Genomic DNA, 24,483 nt, shown 5'->3' on the forward strand with positions numbered 1-24,483 from the left:
TATCTAAGGGCTCTGCCTTATGTTGCGTCTACTGTTATACAGCCTACTGCTTCTCTGGCAGGGAACACTGCATGCCCAGCAATGCCAAGCACCTACTGCAGACCAACACTGCAATGCCAGACTAGGTAGCTCAAACCAACCTTATCAATTACCCGATCCTACAGCGGGTAATCCCATACATACGGCTACTGGCAACAAAACCCATCATGACTGGGATCTCTTTGCACTACCACACAGAAACAATCTAGGCTTTGGCCGCTACTACAGCGCACAAGGTTTGATTCTGGGCAGTCTAGGTGCCCAATGGCAGCACAACTATGAACTCAGTCTTACTGTGTCTATAGGGCACTATGTTGTGCAACTACCTGGCGAGCCTGATCTCATACTGACAGAAAAACCATCGCCCTCTGGCTTCATACGGATAGACCAGAAACCAAACACCTATACGTGGCACCGCCATAACGGCGACAGCTATACCTTTGTAGAAGGCAAACTGCAGCATATACAGCAGGGTGAGCTGGCTACCTATTTTGACTACTACCCCGACAACAGCCAATGGCCTGCGCAGCTACATAAAATACGTACCGACCACACACAGTTGGAACTACGCTATCTGCAACACGGCTCACATTATTACCTGCAGCAGCTACATAGCCCTGTAGGCACCATCACCTACCATTATGATCAGCCAGCCTCGTCTCAGTTGCTACGGTTACAGCGCGTGCACTATCCCGATGGCCGCAATCTGCATTATTTGTACGAAGCCGAGCATCAAAGCGGCCACCCCTTTGCACTAACGGGCATTAGCATCCAACACAGCCCCACAGCTCAGCTCTACCGCTTACGGTATTGGGCCTATGACCAGCAAGGGCGCGCCATCAGTTCGGCACAAGAAGATCGACAGCAGTCAGCCACTATCCACTACCCTGCCTCTGCTGAGCAACCTATACGCATACAAAGCGAAGCAGGAGAACAGCAGCAATACCTCAACCACTCAGGGCGCTTAACTCGCACTACTGGGGCTTCTTGCCCTGGCTGTCCTCCCTCTGATTTACAGGTGTCATCCCCACAAAAAGGGCAATTACAGATCAACACGCTGAACCTGCAACAACACGCACAAGGCATAACGCTCACACCTAGGCAAACAGGCTGGACTGGCTTACAACTGGACTACGACGACACCGGCAAGTTGCAACAGTGGTCTAGCACCCTTAGCGGGACCACACGCTGGTTTTATGATTTAGAGGGCTTACCGCTACGTCAAACTCATGCCAATGGCGATCAGCTCACGGTTTACCGACACGCTACCCCTCTGCGCTGGCAGTTACAGTACCGTTCAGATCGTGCGCGTAGCCAAACCAACGTTTTGTGGCCACACCCCACGCAACTGCACATCGAACACCCTGCTGAAACTCAACATCAGCGCTTCGACGCAACGGGTAACCTGTTGACCCGCACAACCACCCGCCTACTACAGCCTACGCTTGAAGATAACTACGTTTACGATACGCAAGGTAGATTACAAGAGCATGCTCTGCCTGAAGGGGGGCAATTGCACTACATCTGGGCCGACGACACCCCACACCTACTAGGCATCACATGGCAAGACAGCACAGGCCACAACACCACGTTATTGCGCAGCCTACCGGGTGGTTATGCTTATTCAAATGGTCTCATCACCCAGATGGACTACAACACGGCAGGGCAAGCCTATACGTTGTCGGTGCATTCAGATCAAAAACTGTATTACCTCAGCGCACGCTATTACCATGCCGCCTCTGGCATGCTGCGGGCTGAACATCATCTTTTACCTACTCTACAGTCACAAGAACGCTACTGCTTTGGGTATAACAACCAGCAGCAAACCGTAGTCTGGCAACGCAACCTAGATGCGCCTACGTACTATGTTTGGTCAGAAGAAGGGGCTCTGCAGCACTCCAATATTATGGCCATACGTAGCATAGAACGAGATGCCTCTGGCTTACCCACAGTAGTACCGCAGGGAAACAAAACTCTATCGTTACGCTACAGCCCACAACGACAGTTACAGCAGATATGGCACCAACACGATCTGCTGGCCAGCTATGAACACAATGCGTTTGGGCAGCTCATCGCAGCACACTACCCCAATGACAGCAGGTCGTTCTATTTCAACAGCACCCGATTAGAGTTAGAACAACGCCGTATCAGCCCCACAGCCCCAGTTTACGAATCACGTCGTTATATCTATGCACACAATGTGCCTATAGCCATGCTGCGCTATCTACCTGATCACAGCACCGAGCTCTACCACATACATAGTGATTGGCTGGGTGCACCTCACAGCATGACTGATCAGCATGGCGAGGTAGTCTGGGCTGCACAACTGACTCCTTTTGGTCAGGCTCAGATATTGGTAAACCGTGTAGACCTCCCTTTACGCCTTCCCGGGCAATACGCCGACCCGATCACGGGTTGGCACCATAATGGCTACCGTACCTATCTACCAGAACAAGGCTATTACCTAGAGCCGGATCCTTTAGGCCCGATTGCTGGGCTACAAGCTTTAGGTTATGCACAGCAGCAACCTCGTCATTATGCTGACCCCACCGGTTTGGTGCTGTTTGCCTTTGACGGCACACGCCAGAACCAACACACCGAAAGTAATGTGCAACTATTAAGTAGGCTGTATGACGGAGAAAGCTTTTATCAGTCTGGCCCCGGCAACCCATACTACGTAGATTGGGATGCCATCACGGCCAGCCAAGCACATCAGATTATCCAAAATCAGTGGGCACACTTACTCAACCTAGTCGAACGCGGCCAGCGACAAGGGCAAGCCGTACTCCCCATAGACATACTAGGCTTTTCTCGTGGTGCAGCATTGGCCCGACACTTTGCCAATCTGATTGTGCAGCACACGAAAAACGGCTGGTTTCAGTATCAACACCCACAGCGCGGTCTACTCGCTATGTGCATACAAACACGCTTCATGGGCCTGTTTGATACGGTTGCCCAGTTCGGGTTATCAGGATCAGCAAATCACCTGTACGATTTATCTGTCTCACCCGTTTGGGGTTGGGTGGCCCATGCCGTCGCTCTTAACGAGCACCGCTGGATGTTCCCCTTATACAGCCTAGACGTCCCCAGCAATCTGAACCGATTAGAGCAAGCGTTTATAGGTGCTCACTCTGATATAGGAGGCGGCCACGATCTACTTGAGCCTGAACCGGGCGATCTGAGTCGCGTCGCGTTGATGTGGATGCTCTGGCAAGCTCGCGCTGTAGGTCTGAATTTCAACGACCTAAACACCGATGACGCTAACGTCAGCACCCCCATCCTGCACGATGAACGCTCTGCCCTAGAACGCTACCTACTCAACAGTGACCGGCGTGTGCAGTCGCCGTCACATCCGGCTCATAATCAATATCAACAAGACCATCCCGAATTGGGAAAAAACATACGCGATCAAGTCGAAGCCTTCTTACGACGTTTTTCAGATTGGCGTACACGCGACGACAATCAAGTGGCAGAAGTCGATATGGCTGCCTACTACCAGTGGTTGGCGCAGCAAAACGCCCAAGCACCTTGAATCAAAGAGGAAATCTAGCGCAAATCACGCTATCATGTAACCCTTGGACTTTCTTTACGTATGGGCTGCGGTAAACCGCCGTTTCCCCATCACGCAACCTGATACTACACACGATTTCTATGCTTGCAGAGCAACAACAACAGCTCATCGCGCTGCTTCAAAGCGCCGTTCACGCCCTCGTTCCTGACGCGTCACCTACTATCACCCTTGAGCGCCCAAAAGTGGCTGCACACGGTGATGTTGCTTCAAATATTGCTATGCAATTGGCTCGCCCAGCAAAACGAAACCCTCGTGAATTGGCACAGGAAATCGTGGCGCACGTAGCAACCAACCCTGATGCACAACAGCTGATCGCTGCTGCTGAAGTCGCCGGCCCTGGTTTCATCAACTTCCGCCTGACTACTGCGGCGCACCAAGCGGTGCTACAAACCATCGCAAAACAAGGTACGCAGTACGGTTTTCAACCTGCACGCACCGACAAAGTATTGGTGGAATTCGTATCCGCGAACCCAACCGGCCCCTTGCACGTAGGCCACGCCCGTCAAGCCGCGTTGGGCGATGCTGTTTGCCGTCTGTTTGCCACGCAAGGCTTTGATGTCACTCGCGAGTTCTACTACAACGATGCAGGTAACCAAATCGAAAATTTGGCAATCAGTGTGCAAGCTCGTACGCGCGGCATTGACCCTGAATCTGAAGAGTTTCCTAAAGATGGCTACCGTGGTTCGTACATCCAAGACATCGCTGAAGACTTCTGCGCTGGTAAAAGCGTAGGCGCAGCCGACGTAGAAACCGTGGTGGCGTCTGGCGATGTGAACAACTTAGATGACATCCGCCGTTTTGCCGTTGCCTACCTGCGTCGCGAACAAGACTTGGATCTGCAAGCTTTCGGTCTGAAGTTTGATAACTACTACTTGGAAAGCTCGCTATACACCAGCGGCCGTGTAGAAAAAACAGTAGATGCTCTGGTGAAAGCCGGTCATACCTACGAAGAAGAAGGCGCTCTGTGGCTACGCACTACAGAATTAGGCACAGGCGACGATAAAGACCGTGTGATGCGCAAGCGCGAAGGCGGCTACACCTACTTCGTACCCGATGTGGCTTACCACGTTGCTAAATGGGAGCGTGGTTTCCACCATGCTATCAACATTCAAGGTACAGACCACCACGGTACTATCGCTCGCGTACGCGCCGGTCTGCAAGGCCTAGATATTGGTATCCCTAAAGATTACCCCGCATACATTCTGCACAGCATGGTGAAAGTCATGCGTAATGGCGCAGAAGTTAAAATTTCCAAACGTGCAGGTAGCTACGTCACCATGCGCGAACTGATTGAATGGGTGGGCCAAGATGCTGTGCGCTTCTTCCTGGCACAACGCCGCGCCGACTCCGAGTTCGTATTTGATATAGACCTAGCGCTGTCACGCAGTGAAGAAAACCCTGTGTACTACATCCAGTACGCACACGCACGTATACACTCGATGGTGAACCAATCCGGCGAAACGCTGGAGCACATTCAGCAAGCCGATACTAGCTTGTTGGTCGCACCTACCGAGCTGACCATGCTGCAACGTCTGGCTGAATACCCAGCCATGCTGCAATTAGCAGCCAATGACTTGGCTCCGCACCAAATTACCTTCTGGTTGCGTGATTGTGCAGCAGACTTCCACGCTTGGTATAACGCCGAGCGCGTCAATGTAGACGACCTGCCGCTGAAACGTGCCCGTCTGGCTTTGGCTATTGCTTGCGCACAAGTCATCGCTAATGGTCTGAGTGTACTGGGTGTGTCCGCACCTGAAAAAATGTAGGAACTATGGCAACACGACGCAAGAATACCCGATCTAGCAAATCCTCCAGTGGCGGTGGCAGTACCCTGTTTGGCGTCATCATCGGCCTCATTCTGGGTTTGGCGGCAGCAGCATTGGTCGCGTTTTATATCACTAAAGCGCCTATGCCTTTTAATGACAAGGCAAGCCGTGCTGCACCCAACGTATTGCTTCCCGAAGTTCGCGATGCTCCAGACCCAAATATAGGTCTGTATCCACGCCCTAGCAGCAGCGCCAATGGTCAGCCAGATAGCTTGAGTCCTGTTGCCCCTGCAGGCGGCACACGCCGTGATGAAGACGTACTAGGTGAGTTGATTGCAACCCTGCCGGAAGCTGCTAAGCCTCCGGTAGTAGCGGCACCTACTGCCTCTCAACCTGCTGCATCTGCACCTACGGCAACGAACAACTCCGAGCCTAAACAGCTCGCCATGATACCGCCACCAGCACCGCCTAAAGCGGCTGCTTCGCAGCGTTATTTCTTGCAGGCCGGTGCATTCCGTTCTGCTAACGATGCGGATGCTACCAAGGCGCGTATTCTGATGTTGGGCTTACCTGCCGAAGTACAGATTGCCGAGGTAAACGGCACCACACTGAATCGTGTACGTGTAGGCCCTTTCAATGGTCTGGATGCCATGAATCAAGCGCGTATCACTTTGGGTAACGAGCAAATCGCTACCTCTGTCGTACGTCAGCCTTGAACTTTATGCAATCCTCACTGTCCTATAGCCCTATTACCTAGCAGGAAGGAAATCCTATAATGAACAAAACTTCAGTTCTTCGCCTGGCAGCTAGCAGTGTGCTAACACTGAGCGCCCTTTTCAGTGCTCCCTCCATGGCCCAGCAAGCACAAACGTATGTCACGTTGGAACAGGCTCAGCCCTCGGATACGCTTAACAAAACCGAAGTACTAGAGTTTTTCTCCTATAGCTGCCCACACTGCGCAACTGCCGAACCGCTGGTAGCAGAATGGGCTACAAAACTTCCTGAAAATACTGTTCTGCAACGTGTACCTATCGCCTTTAATGCTGGCATGGTAGACCTGCAACGCATGTATTACACCTTGGAAGCCATGGATCGTTTGGATCTGCACGAAGCTCTATTCAAAGCGTTGCACCAAGAAAGAAAACCACTGTTTGACGCTAAAGCACTGACCCAATGGGCGGCTGACCAAGGCATTGATCAAGACGAATTCACCAAAACTTTCAACTCGTTTGGTGTGAACACCAAGATTTCCAAAGCCAACGATTTGGCACGTGCCTACCGTATTGAAGCTACACCTAGCTTGGCTGTAGGCGGTAAATACGTTACCAACCCAAGCATGGCTCGTGGTATTCCACAAATGCTGGAACTGGCAAACGGTTTGTTAGCGCAATAACACATTGGGTATTCACACCTAGCGTTGTTGTGCCTTTGCCGGTGATTCGCTAGGTTCACATACCCATAAAAAATCCCCCTGATGTTTTTGGCATCAGGGGGATTTTTCTTTTCACATGGTTACCCATGTGAACATAGCGTTATATCACAGACCTGCTGGGCGTACGTAACCTGGGAAGTGCTCATCCAACGCTGCTTTGAACGCATCGGATTTAAACGCATCAGCCAAGTCTTTAGCCCATGGTTTGTCCAAGTCTTCTGTACGTACAGCCACTACTTGTTGGTAGTCGACTGGAGGCTGCTCCAACGCTACTGCGCTGGTCAGGTCCAAGCCGGATGCAATCGCAAAGTTACCGGGTACAACCGCGTACTCTACGCCACCAATAGTGCGTGGCAACTGTGCCGCCTCTACTGGCTGCAAACGGATGTTTTTAGGATTCTCAACCACATCACGCTCAGTCACGCGCAGTGGGTCTACATCTTGCTTCACCACAATCACTTGGTGCTGTTGCAGCAGTTGCAAAGCACGTGCCAAGTTACTTGGGTCGTTAGGTACAGTGAAGCGGTCTTTGTCTTGCACATCAGCCAAGCTGTCGCGGCCAGTTGCATAAATACCCATAGGAGCAGTTGTGCTCTGAACCAAATCGCTCAATGGCAAGTTTTGGTCTGTTTTAAAACGATTCAGGTACGCAATGTGCTGGAACAAGTTGGCATCCAACGCACCATGAGCCAACGCGATATTAGGCTGCACGTAATCGTTAAACTCTACCAGTTTTACCTTGTAGCCTTGCTCTTCCAACTGAGGAACAATGGCCAACTTCAGCACATCATAGTTATAGCCAGCCGTTGCACCAAACACCAAGCTTGGTTTGTTTGGATCTGCTGCGTGAGCAGCGCTAGTGCCCAGAGTTAGCATGGCGGCAATGGTGCCAAGCATAAGCTGGCGGCGTAGCTTCAACATGAGAATACCCCTTGAGTAATACGATAAAAGTACAACAAAAATTACGAACGTTTATCCAGTCGGTGTGCCAAGGCATTACCGCCAAACTGTATGATCTGCACGATCACAATCAGTATCGCTACCGTCAGCAACATCACATCTGTTTGGAAACGGTAGTAGCCGTAACGAATGGCCAAATCCCCAATACCGCCACCACCTACCACGCCAGCAACCGCTGAGTAGGACAAAAAGCTTACTGCTAGTACCGTGAGGGCCAGAATCAACCCCGAGCGAGCTTCTCGCGCCAACACACGCCATACAATTTGCAGCTCTGACGCGCCCATGGCCTGGGCTGCTTCAATCACACCACGCGGCACTTCACGCAGGCTTTGCTCTACCAGACGTGCCAAATAAGGAATTGCAGCGACGGACAACGGCACTGAGGCTGCCAATGGACCAATGGGTTCGCCCACAATTTTCAGCGTGAACGGCGCCAACACCACCAGCAGAATAATGAACGGGAATGAACGTATGGTGTTCACTACCCAACTCACGACCAAATAGATTTTTGGGCTGCTGAGTGATTGGCCTGGGCTCATCAAAAACAGCAACACACCCAGCGGGCCCCCTAATACAATGGCGGCGCTCACCCCTATGCCCAACATTAAAAAGGTTTGGCCTATGGCCAGCCACAAGTCGGGAAGAATGGGAATAATATTATCTAGCATGCTCTCTACGCCCTTACGCGGCACTTAGCCCTTCTTGGGCATAAAATTTCTGCAATAACTCAGCACGTCGTGCTTCTTCAGCTAACTCACGCCCCAACCCACTTAAACGCGGGGTAGTTTGGTCGGCTACATCTACTACCTCTACCAACTGGCCCGCTTCCAAAATCGCCGCGCGTGTACACAACGACAACACCACTGGCAATTCATGCGTCACGATCACAATCGTTACGCCCAACTGGTGATTAATATCACGTAAGGTATCTAACACCGAACGTGTCGTTTCTGTATCCAGTGCCGACGTAGGCTCGTCACACAACATCACTTTGGGACGCGGCGCCAACGCACGCGCAATTGCCACACGTTGCTTTTGTCCACCTGACAACTGAGCGGGATAGTGATGAATTTTGTCGCTCAAGCCCACCAATTCCAAACACTCACGCACTCGCGCTTCTACTTCTTTTTTGTTCACTCTGCGGTGCAGCGTCAACGGAAAGGCGACGTTTTCAAAGACAGTGGCGTTTTGCAGCAAGTTAAACTGCTGAAAAATCATGCCCAAATCTTGTCTGGCCATGCGCAAATCGCGCTTGGACAGCGTGGTCAAATCTTGTCCTGCCAGCAATACTCGGCCGCTATCAGGGCGTTCCAGCAAATTAATCATTCGCAGCAACGTCGATTTACCCGCACCACTTTTACCAATCAGACCAAATATCTGTCCTTCCGCAATATCTAGCGTCAAGGAACGTATGGCATTAAAAGTGGAACCATCCGGTAAGGGAAAAGTCTTGTTTACGGCGTCCAATCGTATCAAGGTTGGCGCACTGATTTGATTTTTTGGTTGCATGGTTACTTCAGAACAAGACTGCTTACCACCCAGCAAACAGTCGAAAAGAGCGATTCATTATCGCATCTATTGCTTATTTCAAAACTGAACATTTAGCCATAACATAATATCTTCTAGTTATTAGAAGTTATTGCTATAACCAAAACAAGCCAAGGGTGATGGCAGCCCATCACCCTTGATTACACGGTTTCACTGCCCTTAGCAGAAACGCATCCTGCTAAGAACACATACCGTTAAACCGCTACGACTAGAGAAATTTCCAGTGGCGATTTGCTAGGCAGTGTGAATACGCCCACAGCTGCACGTGCACTAATACCTGCGGCACCCAGTTCAGCGGCCAAGTAATCAGACGCGAAATCCGCTACTTTAGGGTGCTTATCAAACTCAGGGTCAGTACTGGCGACGTAAACAGTCATGCTCACTACTTTGCGCAGTTGCTCAGACTCGTTCAGCACGCTACGAGCGGCTGTCAGTGCGTTTTGTACGGCCAACTCAGCAGATTCACGCAGTACATCTACAGGGTCGCTGCTGCTAATACCGCCAGTACGAATCAACACACCTGCACGACGTGGTGTCATGCCTGCTGTAAAAATCAAATTCCCTTCGCGTGTAGCGGGAGAATAATTACCTTGTGGAGCGGGAGTGGCGGATTGGTTACTACTCATTTTCTATACCTCTGGATTAAGGTGGCAACACGCTGCATTGCCTGCACAGTTGCCCCATAATCTTGTGAAAAATTAACACGTATACTGTGGGTGACATTGGGCCCGAACTCACTGCCCGGGGTGACAGTCACCCCTGCTTGCACGCGCAAAATACGCACAAATTCTTCTGGTTTCACAACCAGATCAGGTAGCTGGGGAAACAAATAACTGCCAGCCTGTGAAGGCCGAACCTGCACCCCATCTACTGCATGCAGGATGTCTAGAATAGCATCACGAATACGCTGATGCGCAATAATACGCTGCGACATCCACCCATCTGGCTCATTGAACCACGTACGCAACACTGCTTGGTTATAGCCCGCCGCACGCAAGGCAATAATGGCCTGCAATTTCTCCATGCGCTGTATTAAACGCGCCGCCCCAAATGCAACACCCAGACGGAAACCACTCAACGATTCGGTTTTAGATGGCCCCATGATGGTCAGCAAATTATCGCTGTTCATTTCTGGTTGCGCCCGCAGGTGGGTGTACTGTTCTCCGCTATATAACAAGCGTGAATACAGTTGGTCCACAATGACAGTCACGTTGTACTGTGCCGCTAGCTGTGCAACACGTACGATTTCCTCGCGGGAATACACCACACCAGTAGGATTGTTGGGGTTAGAAAACAAGAAAACTTCTACACCAGATTTGAATACCGCTTCTAGCTGATCCAAATCTAAGCCTGCAGCCGTACGTGTCGCATGGTAATTCAGTTGCACCGGCACTAACTCGCCTTCCATAAAACTGACAAGTTTGCGGTTCGCGAAATAATCGGGCTGCACGATGGCCACTTTAGTGCCGCGCGTGACGCAGGCTGCAATGGCTAAAAACAGTGCGCCTTGCGTACCTGTAGTGATGATGAGTTCTTCCTCAGCATCTACAGGGCTACCCGTGAACGTACCTAGGTGTTTGGCTACCTCATGACGGATCGCAGCCTTTCCGCGATACTCGGTATAGGCTTGCGCGCCCCCTTGATGATAGCCATCAGAAAACACAGCCAAGGCGTTATCCACAGGCGGAAAAGCATCCACGTCACCATGGGAAAAATCCACAGGGCGACCTTCTAGGGTTTCACCACGCAGCAAAGCTTGAAACTCAGTGCCCTCACGCTGCCGTACTTCTTGGCCTGGCGCATTATCTGTACCTAAACGGCTAAATTTCTCGTCTAACTTATCCATTTTGTCCCTCTTTAGCTTCCTGCTCAGCACGGTAGGCTCTATAACGTGCCATGTTCTCTTCATTGGCCGGGTACAAACCGGGTAAGGGATGCCCTGCCCGCACTTGCTCTACCACCCAACCTTCCAAACGCTCTTGCTCAGGAGCTAACTCCAACACCTTGTCCAAAAACGATGCAGGTATAGCCACTGCGCCATCTTGATCGGCCACGATGATATCGCCGGGGAAAATTGCCACGCCACCGCAACCTATGGGCTCTTCCCAACCAATAAAGGTCATGCTCGCCACAGACGGTGATGCTGCTTGGCCTTGGCTCCACACAGGCAAACCAGAGGCCTTCACGCCAGCCCCATCCCGCATCACGCCATCTGTCACCATCGCTTTAATGTTGCGCTTCACCATGCGCTCGCACAAAATGTCGCCCCACACACCAGCGTCAGTCACACCAAAAGCATCTGCCACCGCCACGCACCCTTCGGGCATGGCCTCAATCGCAGCACGAGTAGAGTTAGGTGCACTCCACGATGCCGTCGTCGCTAAGTCTTCACGTGCCGGTATAAAACGTAAGGTAAAGGCAGGCCCCACTATGCGCGGCTGCCCTTCAGCCAACGGTTTGGTACCGCGTATCCACGTATTACGTAGTCCCAACTTCAACAGAACGGTAGTGATTGTGGCCGTAGTGACCCCTTCTAGGGTTTTGACAATCTCAGCATCCAACGCCATATTCTGCCTTTCAAAAAATTAAATAGACGTAGTTAGTCTCTCACCAATTATTTTTAATGAAAAGCTATAATTTTTTATGTTTTCCATCAATTTAATTGATCAATTATGCTGAGTGAATTACGTACTTTTCTGGCGGTAGTGCGTTACGGCAGCTTTGCCAAAGCCGGTGAGCATATAGGCCTCACGCAAGGCGCAGTTAGCGCGCAAATTCAACGACTAGAACAGCATGTGGGTCTACGCTTGTTTGACCGTAGCGCCAGACGTGCCACGCTCACCTTAGAGGGCCGTGAAGTACATTCACGCGCCGAGCACATCGTCAACGCCATGCAGCAGTTAGGGAACATGAGCTACAGCGATGGCGCACAAGGCACCTTGGTCTTGGGTGCTATCACCTCTGCCCAGCAGTCGTGGTTAATTGATGCAATGGCGGCGTTCAGGCAGGAATACCCCGGTATTGCTCTACGTGTCATTCCAGGTGATTCGTTAAACATCATTGCCCAAGTTGATACTGGCGATATGGACGTGGCGGTCATGGTGCGCCCACCGTACACCCTGCCACCCGATATCACGTGGCACACGTTACTACACGAACCCTTTGTGCTAATTGCCTCTGACCATCACCCAGGCTCCGATTGGCAGCATCTACTTCAAGACGCTCCGTTTGTACGTTATGTGCGCACATCCTTTGGTGGGCGACGCATAGAACAGTTTTTACGCCAACATAAGTTATCGGTACAAGATGCAGTGGAGTTGGATGAAATAGGCGGGTTAATACACGCCGTAGAGAAGGGCATAGGCGTAGGTATTGTGCCTGTGACCGCTGCGCATTACCCCTTTCCTAAAGGCGTGCGCATGCTCTCGTTAGGCAAACATGCGTTTTCCAGAGAGATTGGTATAGCAGAAAGGGGTACGCTCACGCACCCCTTATTGACTCGCAGATTGATCAGTTTGTTAGAGCACAGCGCAACCACCAATGCCGTTGCGCTGCCTGACTCATCAGAGACTTAGAAGAAGCCCAAAGCATCTGGACTATAGCTGACCAGCATGCACTTGGTTTGCTGGTAGTTACCCAGGGCGATTTTGTGTGTTTCTCTACCAATACCGGACTGCTTGTAGCCACCAAAAGCAGCGTGCGCTGGGTACAAGTGATAGCAGTTAGTCCACACACGACCGGCTTGTACACCACGGCCTACGCGGTAGGCACGTGAGCCATCACGACTCCATACCCCTGCGCCCAAACCGTAGGAGGTGTCGTTCGCAATGGCAATGGCCTCTTCCTCGTCTTTAAAGGTAGTTACTGCCACAACTGGGCCAAAGATTTCTTCTTGGAACACACGCATGGAGTTATCACCACGCAGCATAGTAGGGCTTACATAGAAGCCCGCATCCAGCCCTTGCATACGGTTTCTATCACCACCGGTTAGGCACGTAGCACCCTCTTCACGCCCTAGGTTGATGTACCCCAAGATACGGTCCATTTGCGCTTGAGATACCTGCGCCCCCACCATCGTAGCGGCATCCAGCGGGTTACCCTTTTTAATGCGCTCTACCCTAGCCACCACTTTCTCGATGAAGCGCTCGTAAATGGATTCTTGCACCAGCATACGTGTTGGCGCTGTACATACCTCGCCCTGGTTCAGGGCAAACATGCTGGCACCTTCCAATGCTTTGTTCAGGAAAGCATCGTCGTTTTGCATGACGTCTTCAAAGAAGATGTTAGGGCTTTTACCGCCTAGCTCTACCGTAGCAGGAATCAGCGAATCGGCTGCATGATGCAAAATGGTTTTACCTACAGGTGTAGACCCTGTGAACGCAATTTTGGCAATGCGTGGGCTGCTGGCCAACGCGTTACCGGCTTCTTTACCAAACCCGTTCACCACGTTCAGCACACCCGGAGGCAATAAATCGCCAATAACTTCCATCAACACCAAGATAGAGGCGGGTGTTTGCTCAGCTGGTTTCAGCACAATTGGACAACCTGCTGCCAACGCTGGAGCCAGTTTCCATGCTGCCATCAGTAGTGGGAAGTTCCACGGAATAATTTGCCCCACCACACCCACTGGTTCGTGGAAATGGTACGCCACCGTGGTGCTGTCTATATCGGAAATAGCGCCTTCCTGAGCGCGAATGCAGCCCGCAAAGTAGCGGAAATGGTCTACGGCTAGTGGCAAATCAGCAGCGCGTGTTTCACGTACAGGTTTGCCGTTATCGATGGACTCTGCCACCGCCAGTTTTTCTAGGTTTTGCTCTATCCTATCAGCAATGCGCAACAAGACATTGGAGCGTTCAGCTACGGAGGTTTTACCCCACGCCTCACGCGCCGCGTGCGCTGCATCTAAGGCCAAATTAATATCATCTGCATCTGATCGTGCGACTTCGCAGAATACTTGCCCCGTAATGGGCGAGATGTTCTCGAAATAATTCCCCGCTACAGGAGGTACCCAACGCCCCCCAATGTAGTTGTCGTATCGTTTTTTATAGGGGAATTCCAGATCGATGCCAAACTGTTTTAAATCCGAAAAACTCATTTCAACCTCCTCGGTCACGCATGAATTGCTCGAATACTGCAGAGCGGAATGTACAGCGGAAACAGCGCCGTGTGATTACTACTATACTGTGATTTCTATCATATCTTTATCCTACTTTGTGATATGGACAAGACCCGTTTAGACAAATGGTTATGGGCAGCACGGTTTTACAAGACGCGCAGCCTAGCCGTAGATGAAATCAATAAAGGACGCGTGCTGGTGAATGGCCAAACATCAAAGCCTGCACGCGATATTCAGGTGGGTGATGAAATTTCCATCACCAAGCAGCCTCCGGCTACGGTGGTGATCGTGCAAGCCATTAGTGCTGTGCGCGGCCCGGCTACCGTTGCCCGTACGCTGTATAACGAAACACCTGAAAGCATTCATGCTCGCGAAAGTGCTGCTGAACAGCGCCGCTTGGCGCCGGAGCCTGCCTTAAGCATTCACGCTGGTCGCCCTACTAAGCGTGATAGACGTAGCATCGACCGCTTAAAACACGACGACTATTAAGCGTTACGCCAACTCACCGCAAAAATCGGTGAGCCAGTAGTCGGGCAATTTTTGCGCGGTGATGCCCGCCCCCAACAAGGCAAATAATTTGGCTAAGGCAGCTTCTCGCGTCATGCTGCCGCTAGGTAACATACCCGCCTGTACTAGCAAACTGCCCGCGGCGTATTGCCCTGGCAGTACGCTACCTACGGGGCATTGACTAATCCCCACCACAGCCACCCCTCGTGCGATGGCACGGTGTAGTACAGCTAAGAGTTCAGCGTCCTCTGTTGGGCCAGTGCCAGTACCATAACACTCCAAAATCAGCCCCTGTACGCCTGTATCCACAATGCTTTGTAAGGCATTAGCCTGAAAGCCCGGGTAAAACGGCACCACGGCTAGAGATACCGGCTGACGCTGCACCTGAAAATTCAGTGCAAGAGGTACATGACCAGTAATAGTCTCAGCACCGTCATGGCGTACTGCCCTGAACGCGTCATCGGCCTCACTATGCCATTTGCTTACCTGTGTGCCGCGTAACAAACGCTGGTGAAAGTACACAAATACACCCGCTGCACAACTAGTGATAGCCGACAACGCACCAAACACATTGGCCCATGCATCGGTATCGGGTTGTACGGCTGGCCGCATGGAGCCCGTTAGTACAACAGGAACACCTAAACCACCCAGCAAAAAACTTAATGCAGCCGCGCTATAGGCCAACGTGTCGGTCCCATGTAGTACCACCACGCCACTACACCCTTGCTCGGCGGCCTGCACAATCACATCTCGCATGCTTAGCCACAATTGCTGCGTCATGTTGGCGCTATCTATAGGCGGATCTATGGTGGCATAGCGCCACGCTGGCAGTGACTGAGCCTGCGGCCATGTGGTTTGTGCTTGTTGAATACGCTGCTCAAACCCTACAGCAGGTGCCCAACCGTTGGCTCCCAGCTCCATGCCTAGCGTGCCGCCGGTGTACAAAATCAACACCGGCCCTGTGACGGGTACTACATTCGTCATGCTGCTTTAGCCGCTGCCAATGCTTGGGTTAGATCCGCAATTAAATCTTGCGCATTTTCTAAACCTGCATGCAAACGTATCAGTGGTTTGGTGTTGCGATTCCAGTAGGAATGCGGTGTCACCAGTTCTGGCTCTACATACTGCACTAGGCTCTCGAAACCACCCCATGAATAGCCAATACCAAACAGCGTCAACGCATTTACAAAGCGACGCGCTTGTTCAGGTTGTAGGTTCAAACTGAAGGCCAACATGCCGTTAGAGCCAGTGGCATCACGTTTCCATAATGCGTGGCCTGGGTCGCTAGGCAAGGCAGGGTGAAATACACGCTCTACCTCGGGCAAGGTACTCAAGAATTCGGCCAGTTTCAGGCCATTGGAGGCACTTTCACGCATACGTACCGATAGCGTACGTACACCGCGCAACGCTAGCCACACGTCATCAGCACTCACCGAATAACCCAAGGCGTAATTCGTTTTCTTCACGGCAGAAATCAGCGCTGGGTTATCGCCCACCACCACTGCGCCCATCATCAAATCAGAGTGACCCGCCACATATTTGGTCGCGGCAATCACCGATACATCCACACCCAGCTCTAATGGTCTGTAGGCATAGCCAGAACCCCATGTGTTATCAGCAACGGTCACCAGATTATGTTCTTTGGCCACGGCGACTAAGGCGGGCACATCCAGCATTTGCATCAACAGCGAACCGGGAGACTCTAGATACAGCACTTTGGTGTTAGGACGTATAGCCGCGCGTACAGATGCTTCGTCAGGCTTCACATAGGTGATTTCTATGCCTAACCGTTTAGCCAAACCGGAATCATAAAGGCGTACGGGAGCATAAGCAGAGTCAGTGACCAATACATGGTCACCATGCTGCGCCAACGCCGTAAGGCTTAATGCAATGGAAGCCATACCAGAAGGCACAAGCACGCAGTACTGGCCTTGCTCTAACTCACAAAACACCTGTTCTAAAGCAGCGTGTGTATCCAGCCCGCCCCTACCGTAAGCAGGTCTGCGTTGGCCTGCCGCTTGTGCGGCTTGAGCATTATCTAAGTCTTCCAACGAACGAAATCGCACCGTACTGGAACGCACGGAAGGAATAGCCACCGGGGCTGCGCCTGTTTGTGGGTCAAACTCGGCTAACCCTAAATGAGCAAGCAACGTATCCAGATGACGGTAGGAGGACTGACTCATAGTGACTGTACCCTGCAGAAATTAGCTAAAGGTATACGCTAGCATAAAGTCTGCAGAGGCGGTACAGCCATGATGTCATTAGCTACACACGAAATAATAGATGCCATCTGCGCGTTTTTCGCGGCGCAACTTGCCCTCGTACCACAGCGCATGCAAATGGGCTAAAGCCTCACCCATCGCAAAGGTGAGTTGATGCAGATCCAGCTCGCGCTTAAATAACACCGGCACCAAACCTGCTGCATTCAGGCCAGCACTACCACAGGCCTCTAAAGTATCAACCAAACGGTCTTTATGGTGCTGTTGCAAGTCATCTATGCGGCCATGCAACCCTCTAAATACTTTGCCATGCGACGGCAAAATCAACACGTCTTCGGGTAAGACGCGGTATTCATCCAGAGAGGTCAAAAAGCAAGGCAGTGGATTTGCGTCAGGCTCATGGTCAAACACACTGACGTTGGTAGAAATACGTGGCAGCATCATGTCGCCAGAAATCAGCACATTCAATGCTGGGCTGTATAGCGATACGTGCTCTGGTGCATGGCCGTAGCCCACAATGATTTTCCATTGGTTAGCACCAATCGTAATACTGTGGCCCGCCATCAAACGGTGGAAACTGCTGGGCATATCGGATACCAACCCAGGGTAATAACCTGCGCGTTCTTTGATTTTTTGTTGGGACTCAGGGTCGCTCAAACCGTTACGTCCAAAGTGCGCCGCCGCGTTCTCACCACTTTGCTGAGCCGCTTTGGCATCGTGACGACGCTGCGACCACAAACAGGCAACCGTGTAATCGGTCATGCTCATGTACAACGGCGCTTTCCAGCGCTCACACAACCAACCTGCCAAACCCACGTGATCAGGGTGCATGTGCGTGACTAACACGCGCAATACCGGCAAGCCCTGCAATTGTGTGGCAAACAACTGTTCCCATTGCTCGCGAATCACGTCTTTATTCACGCCGCAATCCACAATCATCCACCCTTGCTGCCCTTCAAACTCATCACGCAACAACCACACGTTGATGTGATTTAAGGCAAATGGTAACGGTAATCTCGCCCAAAAAACGCCAGGGGCAACTTCCATGATCTGACTAGGCTCAGGCAGTGTGTCACCAAACGGATAGGTCACTGCTTCTTGGGTATCTTGCATTCTGTCTTCTCCAATCATTACGTTCGTGCTTTGCAACAGGCATAATAGGACAGCCCCTTGCCTCAGCCAATCTTTGTTTGCTGAAGCGCACTTTCTGGAACTTTTCACCTTGGTAACACGCAGCCATGTTTGAGTCAGATAGTCCCAGCATCACCCCAGTTGCACCTAAAGGCCCTTCTCCACTGGATATTGCCCAGACCATTCTGAATGGCTTTAACCGCCACTATGCGCTGTTTCGTTACAGTGCGCAGCGTGCCAAAGTGCTGTTCGAGTCTGCCGCGTGGCATGCCATACAACATCTGTCTCGTGAGCGTATCGAATATTACGATATACGCGTACGCGAATGCGCCACCATCCTTAGCTCAGCGCTTAAAGGAAACCGCACCACACCAGATGAGCATAGCCAACTTACCCACTTGGATGAACCCCAGCACCAATTTTGGCATCAGGTAAAACGGGAGTTTGTAGGGCTGTTACGACGTCACCATCAGCCAGAATGTGCAGAAACGTTTTTTAACTCGGTGTCGTGCCGCGTACTGCATCGCAACTATTTCAATAATGATTTTCTCTTTGTACGCCCCGCCATCGCTACCGAATATCTGGATGGTAGCCGCCCGTCGTACCGTGCCTATTACCCGTTAGAACAGGGCTTGGTGCCTACCCTGAAAACCATGATTCAGGACTTCGGCTTGGCCGCCCCTTTCGCGGACCTACCTGCCGAAGTACGTATCTTGGCGCGCCGCATTGTGCATACGCTACGCCAACGCTTGCCTGATGATCCCGGTCACCGCCTAGGCCCTGACTGCCAATTCCAAGTTCTGAACTCGTTATTCTTCCGTAACAAAGGTGCATATATCGTGGGGCGCTTTATTAACCACGGTAACATTCACCCCTTTGCAATTGCGCTGACGCACACACCCGCAGGCACCATTTCGTTGGATGCCTTGTTAGACACCAGTGACGACATCAGTACGCTGTTCAGCTTTACTCGTGCCTATTTTTTGGTGGATATGGAAACCCCCTCCGCCTATGTGAATTTCTTGGTGACCTTGCTGCCCCGCAAATCCAAGGCCGAGTTCTACAACGCCATCGGTTTGCAAAAACAAGGGAAAACGCTGTTTTACCGCGATTTTCTCTACCATTTAGCGCATTCTAGAGACCAATTCACCTTATCGCCTGGTATTAAAGGGATGGTGATGTGTGTGTTCACCTTGCCGTCGTACCCATACGTCTTCAAGCTGATACGCGACCGCATACGCAAAAGTGGGATGGATCACGCCACCGTCAAAGAGCGCTATCAACTGGTGAAAAAACATGACCGTGCAGGGCGCATGGCTGATACCTGGGAATACTCCCAAGTCGCCCTACCGTTAGACCGCTTTGACCCTGAGTTACTGGAAGAACTGCGCCGTGAAGTACCGTCACAAATAGAAGAAAGCGACGGCTCACTGGTTTTGCGCCATGTGTACATTGAGCGCCGTATGTTGCCACTGAATTTGTTCTTGGCCCGTGCCAGTGAAAACGCTATTGAAGGTGCAATCAAACAATACGGTGACGCCATACGCGAACTGGCCGCAAACAATATCTTCCCTGGCGATATGCTGTACAAAAACTTTGGCCTTACCCGCTTGGGACGCCTAGTTTTCTATGACTACGATGAAATTCAGCGTATGACCGAGATGCAGTTTCGCACCATTCCAGCTGCGCCCAACGAAGAGGCAGAAATGTCTGGCGAACCGTGGTATCCCATTGGTAAAAACGACGTATTTCCCGAAGAGTTTGAATACTTTTTGCTGGGTGACCCACGTATCAAGGAAGCCTTCAAAAAGTACCATGCAGAATTGCTGGATGCGCAATGGTGGACTCAGTGCCGAGAGCGTGTCGCACAGGGCAGATTAGAGAATATTTATCCCTATCCCCTTACTAAGCGATTAGATAATTGCCGCAGTGCAGCAATTTAATGGATAATGGTGTGACATCAACCTGACTACAACAACCCGAGGAGCTCTTGCCATGTCAGATCCTGTTGTGATTGCTTCGATTGCCCGTACCCCTATGGGTGCCATGATGGGTAGTCTTTCTTCCCTAGCCGCTCACGAACTGGGTGCGGTTGCCATTAAAGCCGCTGTAGAGCGCGCTGGTATTGATTCTGCCCTGATCGACGAAGTGATCATGGGTAACGTACTGCAAGCTGGCCAAGGCCAAGCTCCTGCACGCCAAGCCGCTATTGGTGCTGGTCTGCCGAAAAGCGTAGGTGCGACCACTGTACACAAAGTGTGTGGTTCCGGTATGCGTGCTGCCATGTTTGGCCACGATATGCTGGTAGGTGGCAGTGCTGACGTCGTCGTTGCTGGCGGTCAAGAAAGCATGAGCAATGCTCCTTACCTGTTGCTGCGTGGTCGTCAAGGCTACCGCTACGGTCACTCCACCGTGTATGACCACATGGCATTGGACGGCCTAGAAGACGCGTACCAAAAAGGTACAGCGATGGGTCTTTTTGCGGAAAGCTGCGTAGACAAATACCAGTTCACCCGTGAAGAACAAGATGCGTTCACACTGGAATCTCTGCGTCGTGCAACAGAAGCCAGCAAAGATGGCAGCTTTGCCTTTGAGATCACTCCAGTCACTATAGAAGGCCGCAAAGGCGACACCGTTGTTGATACAGACGAAGCACCTCAACGTGCTATGCCTGAAAAAATCCCAACCCTGCGTCCTGCTTTCAAAAAAGACGGTTCCATCACTGCTGCTACTTCATCCTCCATTTCGGATGGTGCCGCCGCAATGGTGTTGATGCGTTCCTCCACAGCTGGCGAGCTGGGTGTAAAACCTTTGGCAAAAATCGTAGGCCACACACAGTTTGCTCATGAGCCTGAGTGGTTCACTACAGCTCCTGTAGGCGCGATTGAAAAACTGCTGAAGAAAACCGGCTGGAAAGTTGAAGACGTAGACCTGTTCGAAATCAACGAAGCCTTCGCCGTAGTCACCATGGCTGCCATGAAAGAGCTGAACATCCCTCACGACAAAGTGAACGTTCACGGTGGCGCGACTGCATTGGGTCACCCTATTGGTGCATCCGGTGCGCGTTTGATCGCCACACTGGTAGGTGCGTTGAAACACAAAGGCCTGAAACGCGGTATTGCCTCTCTGTGTATTGGTGGCGGTGAAGCCGTCGCTATCGCAGTAGAAATGCTGTAATTCACAGCCCTGCTGTGTTACCTACACGCCAGTGTAAAAACGCTGGCGTAGATAGCTGAAAACCTCTGGTGTTTTGCCAGAGGTTTTTTCGTTTTAGCGCTAAAGAACAAAGCAATGCAGGTTATGCGTTAAAATCGTTAGCTTGAAGTGGGAAATCATATTTCCTGCGCCCATCCTTATCCTGCTTTCTCTACGAGGAACTCATGCTACTGCGTACCTTGCTGGTGACTCTGGCTACTGCTTTTGCTCTGCAATCACCCATCGCCTCTGCCCAAGTCAAGGTAGGGGTCATTACTTCCTCCACCGGCTCTACTGCCATGGTTGGCATTCCGCAAAACAATACGGTTCCTCTGCTACCTAAGAAAGCTGGCGATCTGGATATCGAATACATTGCGTTGGACGATGCTAGCGTCACCAACCAAACAGTGACTGCTTTCCGTAAGCTGATCTCTGAGCACCAAATCGATGCGTTGATTGGGCCTACTGGCTCTCCGCATGCGATTAGCTTGATCCCTTTTGCCGCAGAATCCGGTACGCCGATTTTATCGCCCGTGGGTGCTGCCGCCGTGATCTTGCCCATGACGCCAGAGAAAAAGTGGATTTTCAAAACCACACAGAACGATGACATCATTGGCTCCGCTTTGGTGAAACACATGGTGGACAACGGTGTTAAAACAGCGGGTTTCATTGGCTTTAACGATGCCTACGGCGAAAGCTGGTTGAACGTATTTAACCAACTGGCCGCTGAAAACGGCATTGAGATTGTCGCTACTGAACGCTATGTACGTTCAGACAACTCGGTGACAGGCCAAGCACTGAAAGTGTTCTCTGCTAAGCCTGATGCAGTACTGATCGCAGGTACTGGCGCTGCCGCTGTGCTGCCACAAGTAACCTTGGCAAAACTGGGCTACGAAGGCCAGTTCTACCAAACTCACGGTGCGGCACTGCCTGCATTCTTGTCGCTAGGCGGCGCTGAAGTAGAAGGTACTGTACTGGCTGCTAGCTTGATGTTGGTGCTACCTGAAATCGACGACAGCAACCCATCCAAAGCGATTGCTCAAGACTACATTGATCGTTACACCGCCAAATATGGTGAAGCCCCAGCTACGTTTGGCGCGAACGTATTTGATGCTGGTTTGTTGCTAGAAAAAGCGATTCCTGTTGCGGCACAAACAGCACAACCTGGTACGCCTGAATTCCGCGCTGCGTTGCGTGATGCACTGGAACAAACCACTGAGCTTGTGGCCACACAAGGTGTGTACAACATGACTCCTGAGGATCACAGCGGCTTTGATGAGCGTGGTCGTGAGATGATCATCGTGAAAGATGGTCAATGGCGATTACTGAAATAAACGCCTAATAATTAGCCGGGAAATCCACCAGATTCCCGGCTTTTTTACGTCCATAATCCGAAGCATTTATTTACGCACCACCGCTTCTGCAAGCATAGGCTCCATGCTATGCTGCCCTTAATAAAATTCTTATCGACATAGATATAAGAAAACCTGAATACAGGTATAACAACGGTGGAGCAACATGGAACAACATAGAGTCATCCTCATTACGGGTGCTGGTTCAGGTATTGGTGCGGCTATCGCACGCACACTCGCCTCTGAACACACCTCCCTTCTCCTGCATTCGCGTGGCGCTGATGACAGCAGCAAGCAAGCCATGCAGCAAGTGCTAGACAGCGTACGCGCCTTGGGCGCTAAAGCGGAATGCTACTTCGCTGACCTAAACGAACCCCAACAGGCTAAACGTATAGTAGAAGCCTGTGTACAAACCTTCGGCACCGTAGATCAAGTGGTCAGTAACGCGGGGCATGCCAGCAAGAAAAACCTGCAAGAAGCGTCGTCCTTAGACTTAGCTGAGGCCGTACAAAGCATGGCCGGTGCATTTCTTGAACTGGTACAAACTGCTAGACCCTATTTAGAAAAATCCTCCTGTGGCAGCATCGTACTCACTAGTTCCTTTGTGGCGCACCGCTTCAAACCTGGCGAACTCTACCCCCTCACCGCTGCCGCCAAAGCCACTGCTGAAGCCTTGGCCATGAGCCTTGCCGCAGAACTGGCCGCCACGGGCGTGACTGTCAACTGTGTATTACCTGGCTATACCCTCAAAGACAGCCAACGTTATCCACATGTGGACTGGCAAAATCGCTTGCCCATGCCCCCTCTAGGACGTTTTGGCCAACCTGATGACGTAGCTGGCGCAGTAGCCTATTTACTGAGTTCGCACGCCCGCTATGTGACCGGTCAGAAACTTTCTATAGATGGCGGTTTACGTCTAGGGTAATCGCCCGTTTTTTTCCGTTCTGTTTGCCGTAATACGGAGCTATAGGCCTATGTATCAATGGGACTTCAGCCAGGTCTGGCGCTACAAGGAAATCCTGCTGGCAGGTTTGGAATACACCTTGTTTTATACCGTGCTCAGCATTGCCTTCGGGCTAGTGCTGGGTTTGTTTGTCGCACTGGGTCGCATCAGCAGCCCCCGTGCACTGGGCATCCCGCTACGCGGAGCCGTAGAACTATTCCGATGTACCCCGTTTCTGGTCATTTTGATCTGGTTCTACTATGCCCTACCGGTACTGATTGATATTAATCTGTCAGCCCCTACGGCGGCGCTACTCGCCCTGTCGTTGTATGGCGCAGCGTTCTACTCAGAAATCATCCGTGCTGGGATTGTGTCTATTGACCCCGGGCAAGTCGAAGCAGCTAAAGCACTAGGCATGCGAAAGTGGCAAGCCCTACGTCGTGTGATCTTGCCGCAAGCATTCAAACGCATGATCCCACCGTTGATGAACCAGTCTATTTTGCAGTTGAAAAACACCTCGTTAGTGTCGGTGCTAGCTGTACCTGACTTGGTGTATCAAGGTCAGCTCATTGCACACGAAACCTACCGCCCACTAGAGGTCTATACCGTGGTGGCCTTGGCGTATTTCGTTGTACTGTTCCCAGCCACCTTGCTGGTGCAGCACATTGAAAACCGTTTGGCTCGCAGCAACTAGGGAGCACGAC

Annotated in this window: 21 protein-coding genes; 11 read left to right on the forward strand and 10 right to left on the reverse strand. The window is 51.5% G+C overall.

Annotation, left to right across the window (positions count from 1 at the left end):
* Positions 1–19: 19 nt before the first annotated feature.
* The 4 genes from ACLO87_RS13170 (at position 20) to ACLO87_RS13185 (ending at position 6,769) form a co-directional block, all read left to right on the forward strand.
* The gene (locus ACLO87_RS13170) at positions 20–3,571 is read left to right on the forward strand and encodes a phospholipase effector Tle1 domain-containing protein (RefSeq protein WP_430223944.1); all 3,552 of its coding nucleotides are present in this window, start codon (positions 20–22) and stop codon (positions 3,569–3,571) included.
* A 119-nt stretch (positions 3,572–3,690) separates the two neighbouring features.
* Positions 3,691–5,376 (forward strand): arginine--tRNA ligase, encoded by a 1,686-nt coding sequence (gene argS, locus ACLO87_RS13175; RefSeq protein ID WP_430223945.1) that lies wholly within the window; start codon positions 3,691–3,693, stop codon positions 5,374–5,376.
* Between the two features lie 5 nt (positions 5,377–5,381).
* Complete coding sequence (locus tag ACLO87_RS13180; RefSeq protein ID WP_430223946.1) at positions 5,382–6,092, forward strand: SPOR domain-containing protein; 711 nt, start codon at positions 5,382–5,384, stop codon at positions 6,090–6,092.
* A 59-nt stretch (positions 6,093–6,151) separates the two neighbouring features.
* Positions 6,152–6,769, forward strand: a complete 618-nt coding sequence (locus ACLO87_RS13185) for a thiol:disulfide interchange protein DsbA/DsbL (protein WP_135861735.1) — start codon at positions 6,152–6,154, stop codon at positions 6,767–6,769.
* 144 nt (positions 6,770–6,913) lie between these two features.
* On the opposite strand, the gene ACLO87_RS13190 is transcribed toward ACLO87_RS13185, so the two are convergent.
* The 6 genes from ACLO87_RS13190 to ACLO87_RS13215 form a co-directional block, all read right to left on the reverse strand.
* A complete protein-coding gene (locus tag ACLO87_RS13190; RefSeq protein ID WP_135861733.1) occupies positions 6,914–7,729 on the reverse strand; it encodes a MetQ/NlpA family ABC transporter substrate-binding protein in 816 nt (271 codons plus the stop codon).
* Between the two features lie 41 nt (positions 7,730–7,770).
* A complete protein-coding gene (locus ACLO87_RS13195) occupies positions 7,771–8,436 on the reverse strand; it encodes a methionine ABC transporter permease (protein ID WP_135861732.1) in 666 nt (221 codons plus the stop codon).
* Positions 8,437–8,449: 13 nt separating this feature from the next.
* On the reverse strand, positions 8,450–9,277 hold the full coding sequence (locus ACLO87_RS13200; protein WP_135861730.1) for a methionine ABC transporter ATP-binding protein: 828 nt from the start codon (positions 9,275–9,277) through the stop codon (positions 8,450–8,452).
* 233 nt (positions 9,278–9,510) lie between these two features.
* Positions 9,511–9,942: a RidA family protein gene (locus ACLO87_RS13205; protein WP_135861728.1), complete on the reverse strand. Its 432-nt coding sequence runs from the start codon at positions 9,940–9,942 to the stop codon at positions 9,511–9,513.
* Entirely contained in the window at positions 9,939–11,162 is a 1,224-nt protein-coding gene (locus ACLO87_RS13210) for a pyridoxal phosphate-dependent aminotransferase (RefSeq protein WP_430223947.1), read from the reverse strand. The genes ACLO87_RS13205 and ACLO87_RS13210 overlap by 4 nt, the downstream gene beginning before the upstream one ends.
* Positions 11,155–11,883 carry a ribonuclease activity regulator RraA gene (locus tag ACLO87_RS13215; protein ID WP_135861726.1) on the reverse strand — a complete coding sequence of 243 codons (729 nt, stop codon included), beginning with the start codon at positions 11,881–11,883 and terminating at the stop codon, positions 11,155–11,157. Before ACLO87_RS13215 ends, ACLO87_RS13210 begins: the two co-directional genes overlap by 8 nt.
* A gap of 105 nt (positions 11,884–11,988) precedes the next feature.
* On the opposite strand from ACLO87_RS13215, the gene ACLO87_RS13220 reads away from it, so the two are divergent.
* Entirely contained in the window at positions 11,989–12,891 is a 903-nt protein-coding gene (locus ACLO87_RS13220; RefSeq protein ID WP_430223948.1) for a LysR substrate-binding domain-containing protein, read from the forward strand.
* On the opposite strand, the gene exaC is transcribed toward ACLO87_RS13220, so the two are convergent.
* Positions 12,888–14,411 carry an acetaldehyde dehydrogenase ExaC gene (gene exaC, locus ACLO87_RS13225; RefSeq protein WP_430223949.1) on the reverse strand — a complete coding sequence of 508 codons (1,524 nt, stop codon included), beginning with the start codon at positions 14,409–14,411 and terminating at the stop codon, positions 12,888–12,890. The two genes, ACLO87_RS13220 and exaC, sit on opposite strands and share 4 nt — an antisense overlap.
* A gap of 123 nt (positions 14,412–14,534) precedes the next feature.
* Between exaC and ACLO87_RS13230 the strand changes: the two genes are divergently transcribed.
* Positions 14,535–14,921: an RNA-binding S4 domain-containing protein gene (locus ACLO87_RS13230; RefSeq protein ID WP_135865323.1), complete on the forward strand. Its 387-nt coding sequence runs from the start codon at positions 14,535–14,537 to the stop codon at positions 14,919–14,921.
* A 3-nt stretch (positions 14,922–14,924) separates the two neighbouring features.
* Here ACLO87_RS13230 and ACLO87_RS13235 read toward each other — a convergent pair whose 3' ends face one another.
* From ACLO87_RS13235 to ACLO87_RS13245, 3 genes are all read right to left on the reverse strand, one after another.
* Positions 14,925–15,923, reverse strand: coding sequence for an asparaginase (locus ACLO87_RS13235; RefSeq protein WP_430223950.1), 999 nt, complete (start codon positions 15,921–15,923; stop codon positions 14,925–14,927).
* Entirely contained in the window at positions 15,920–17,122 is a 1,203-nt protein-coding gene (gene metC / locus ACLO87_RS13240) for a cystathionine beta-lyase (RefSeq protein ID WP_430223951.1), read from the reverse strand. The genes ACLO87_RS13235 and metC overlap by 4 nt, the downstream gene beginning before the upstream one ends.
* Before the next feature lie 78 nt (positions 17,123–17,200).
* Positions 17,201–18,271: an MBL fold metallo-hydrolase gene (locus ACLO87_RS13245; RefSeq protein ID WP_430223952.1), complete on the reverse strand. Its 1,071-nt coding sequence runs from the start codon at positions 18,269–18,271 to the stop codon at positions 17,201–17,203.
* 125 nt (positions 18,272–18,396) lie between these two features.
* Here ACLO87_RS13245 and aceK point away from each other — a divergent pair, with 125 nt between their 5' ends.
* The 5 genes from aceK to ACLO87_RS13270 all read left to right on the forward strand — a co-directional run bounded on the left by aceK (position 18,397) and on the right by ACLO87_RS13270 (position 24,473).
* Positions 18,397–20,232: a bifunctional isocitrate dehydrogenase kinase/phosphatase gene (aceK, locus tag ACLO87_RS13250; protein ID WP_430223953.1), complete on the forward strand. Its 1,836-nt coding sequence runs from the start codon at positions 18,397–18,399 to the stop codon at positions 20,230–20,232.
* Positions 20,233–20,284: 52 nt separating this feature from the next.
* Positions 20,285–21,466, forward strand: coding sequence for an acetyl-CoA C-acyltransferase (locus ACLO87_RS13255; protein WP_135865333.1), 1,182 nt, complete (start codon positions 20,285–20,287; stop codon positions 21,464–21,466).
* A 203-nt stretch (positions 21,467–21,669) separates the two neighbouring features.
* Positions 21,670–22,818 (forward strand): ABC transporter substrate-binding protein, encoded by a 1,149-nt coding sequence (locus ACLO87_RS13260; protein WP_430223954.1) that lies wholly within the window; start codon positions 21,670–21,672, stop codon positions 22,816–22,818.
* A 184-nt stretch (positions 22,819–23,002) separates the two neighbouring features.
* The gene (locus ACLO87_RS13265) at positions 23,003–23,761 is read left to right on the forward strand and encodes an SDR family NAD(P)-dependent oxidoreductase (RefSeq protein ID WP_430223955.1); all 759 of its coding nucleotides are present in this window, start codon (positions 23,003–23,005) and stop codon (positions 23,759–23,761) included.
* A 49-nt stretch (positions 23,762–23,810) separates the two neighbouring features.
* Positions 23,811–24,473, forward strand: a complete 663-nt coding sequence (locus ACLO87_RS13270) for an amino acid ABC transporter permease (protein WP_135866911.1) — start codon at positions 23,811–23,813, stop codon at positions 24,471–24,473.
* Positions 24,474–24,483 lie beyond the last annotated feature (10 nt).

The organism is Paenalcaligenes sp. Me52 (assembly GCF_050487965.1).
Taxonomy (GTDB): Bacteria; Pseudomonadota; Gammaproteobacteria; order Burkholderiales; family Burkholderiaceae_B; genus Paenalcaligenes.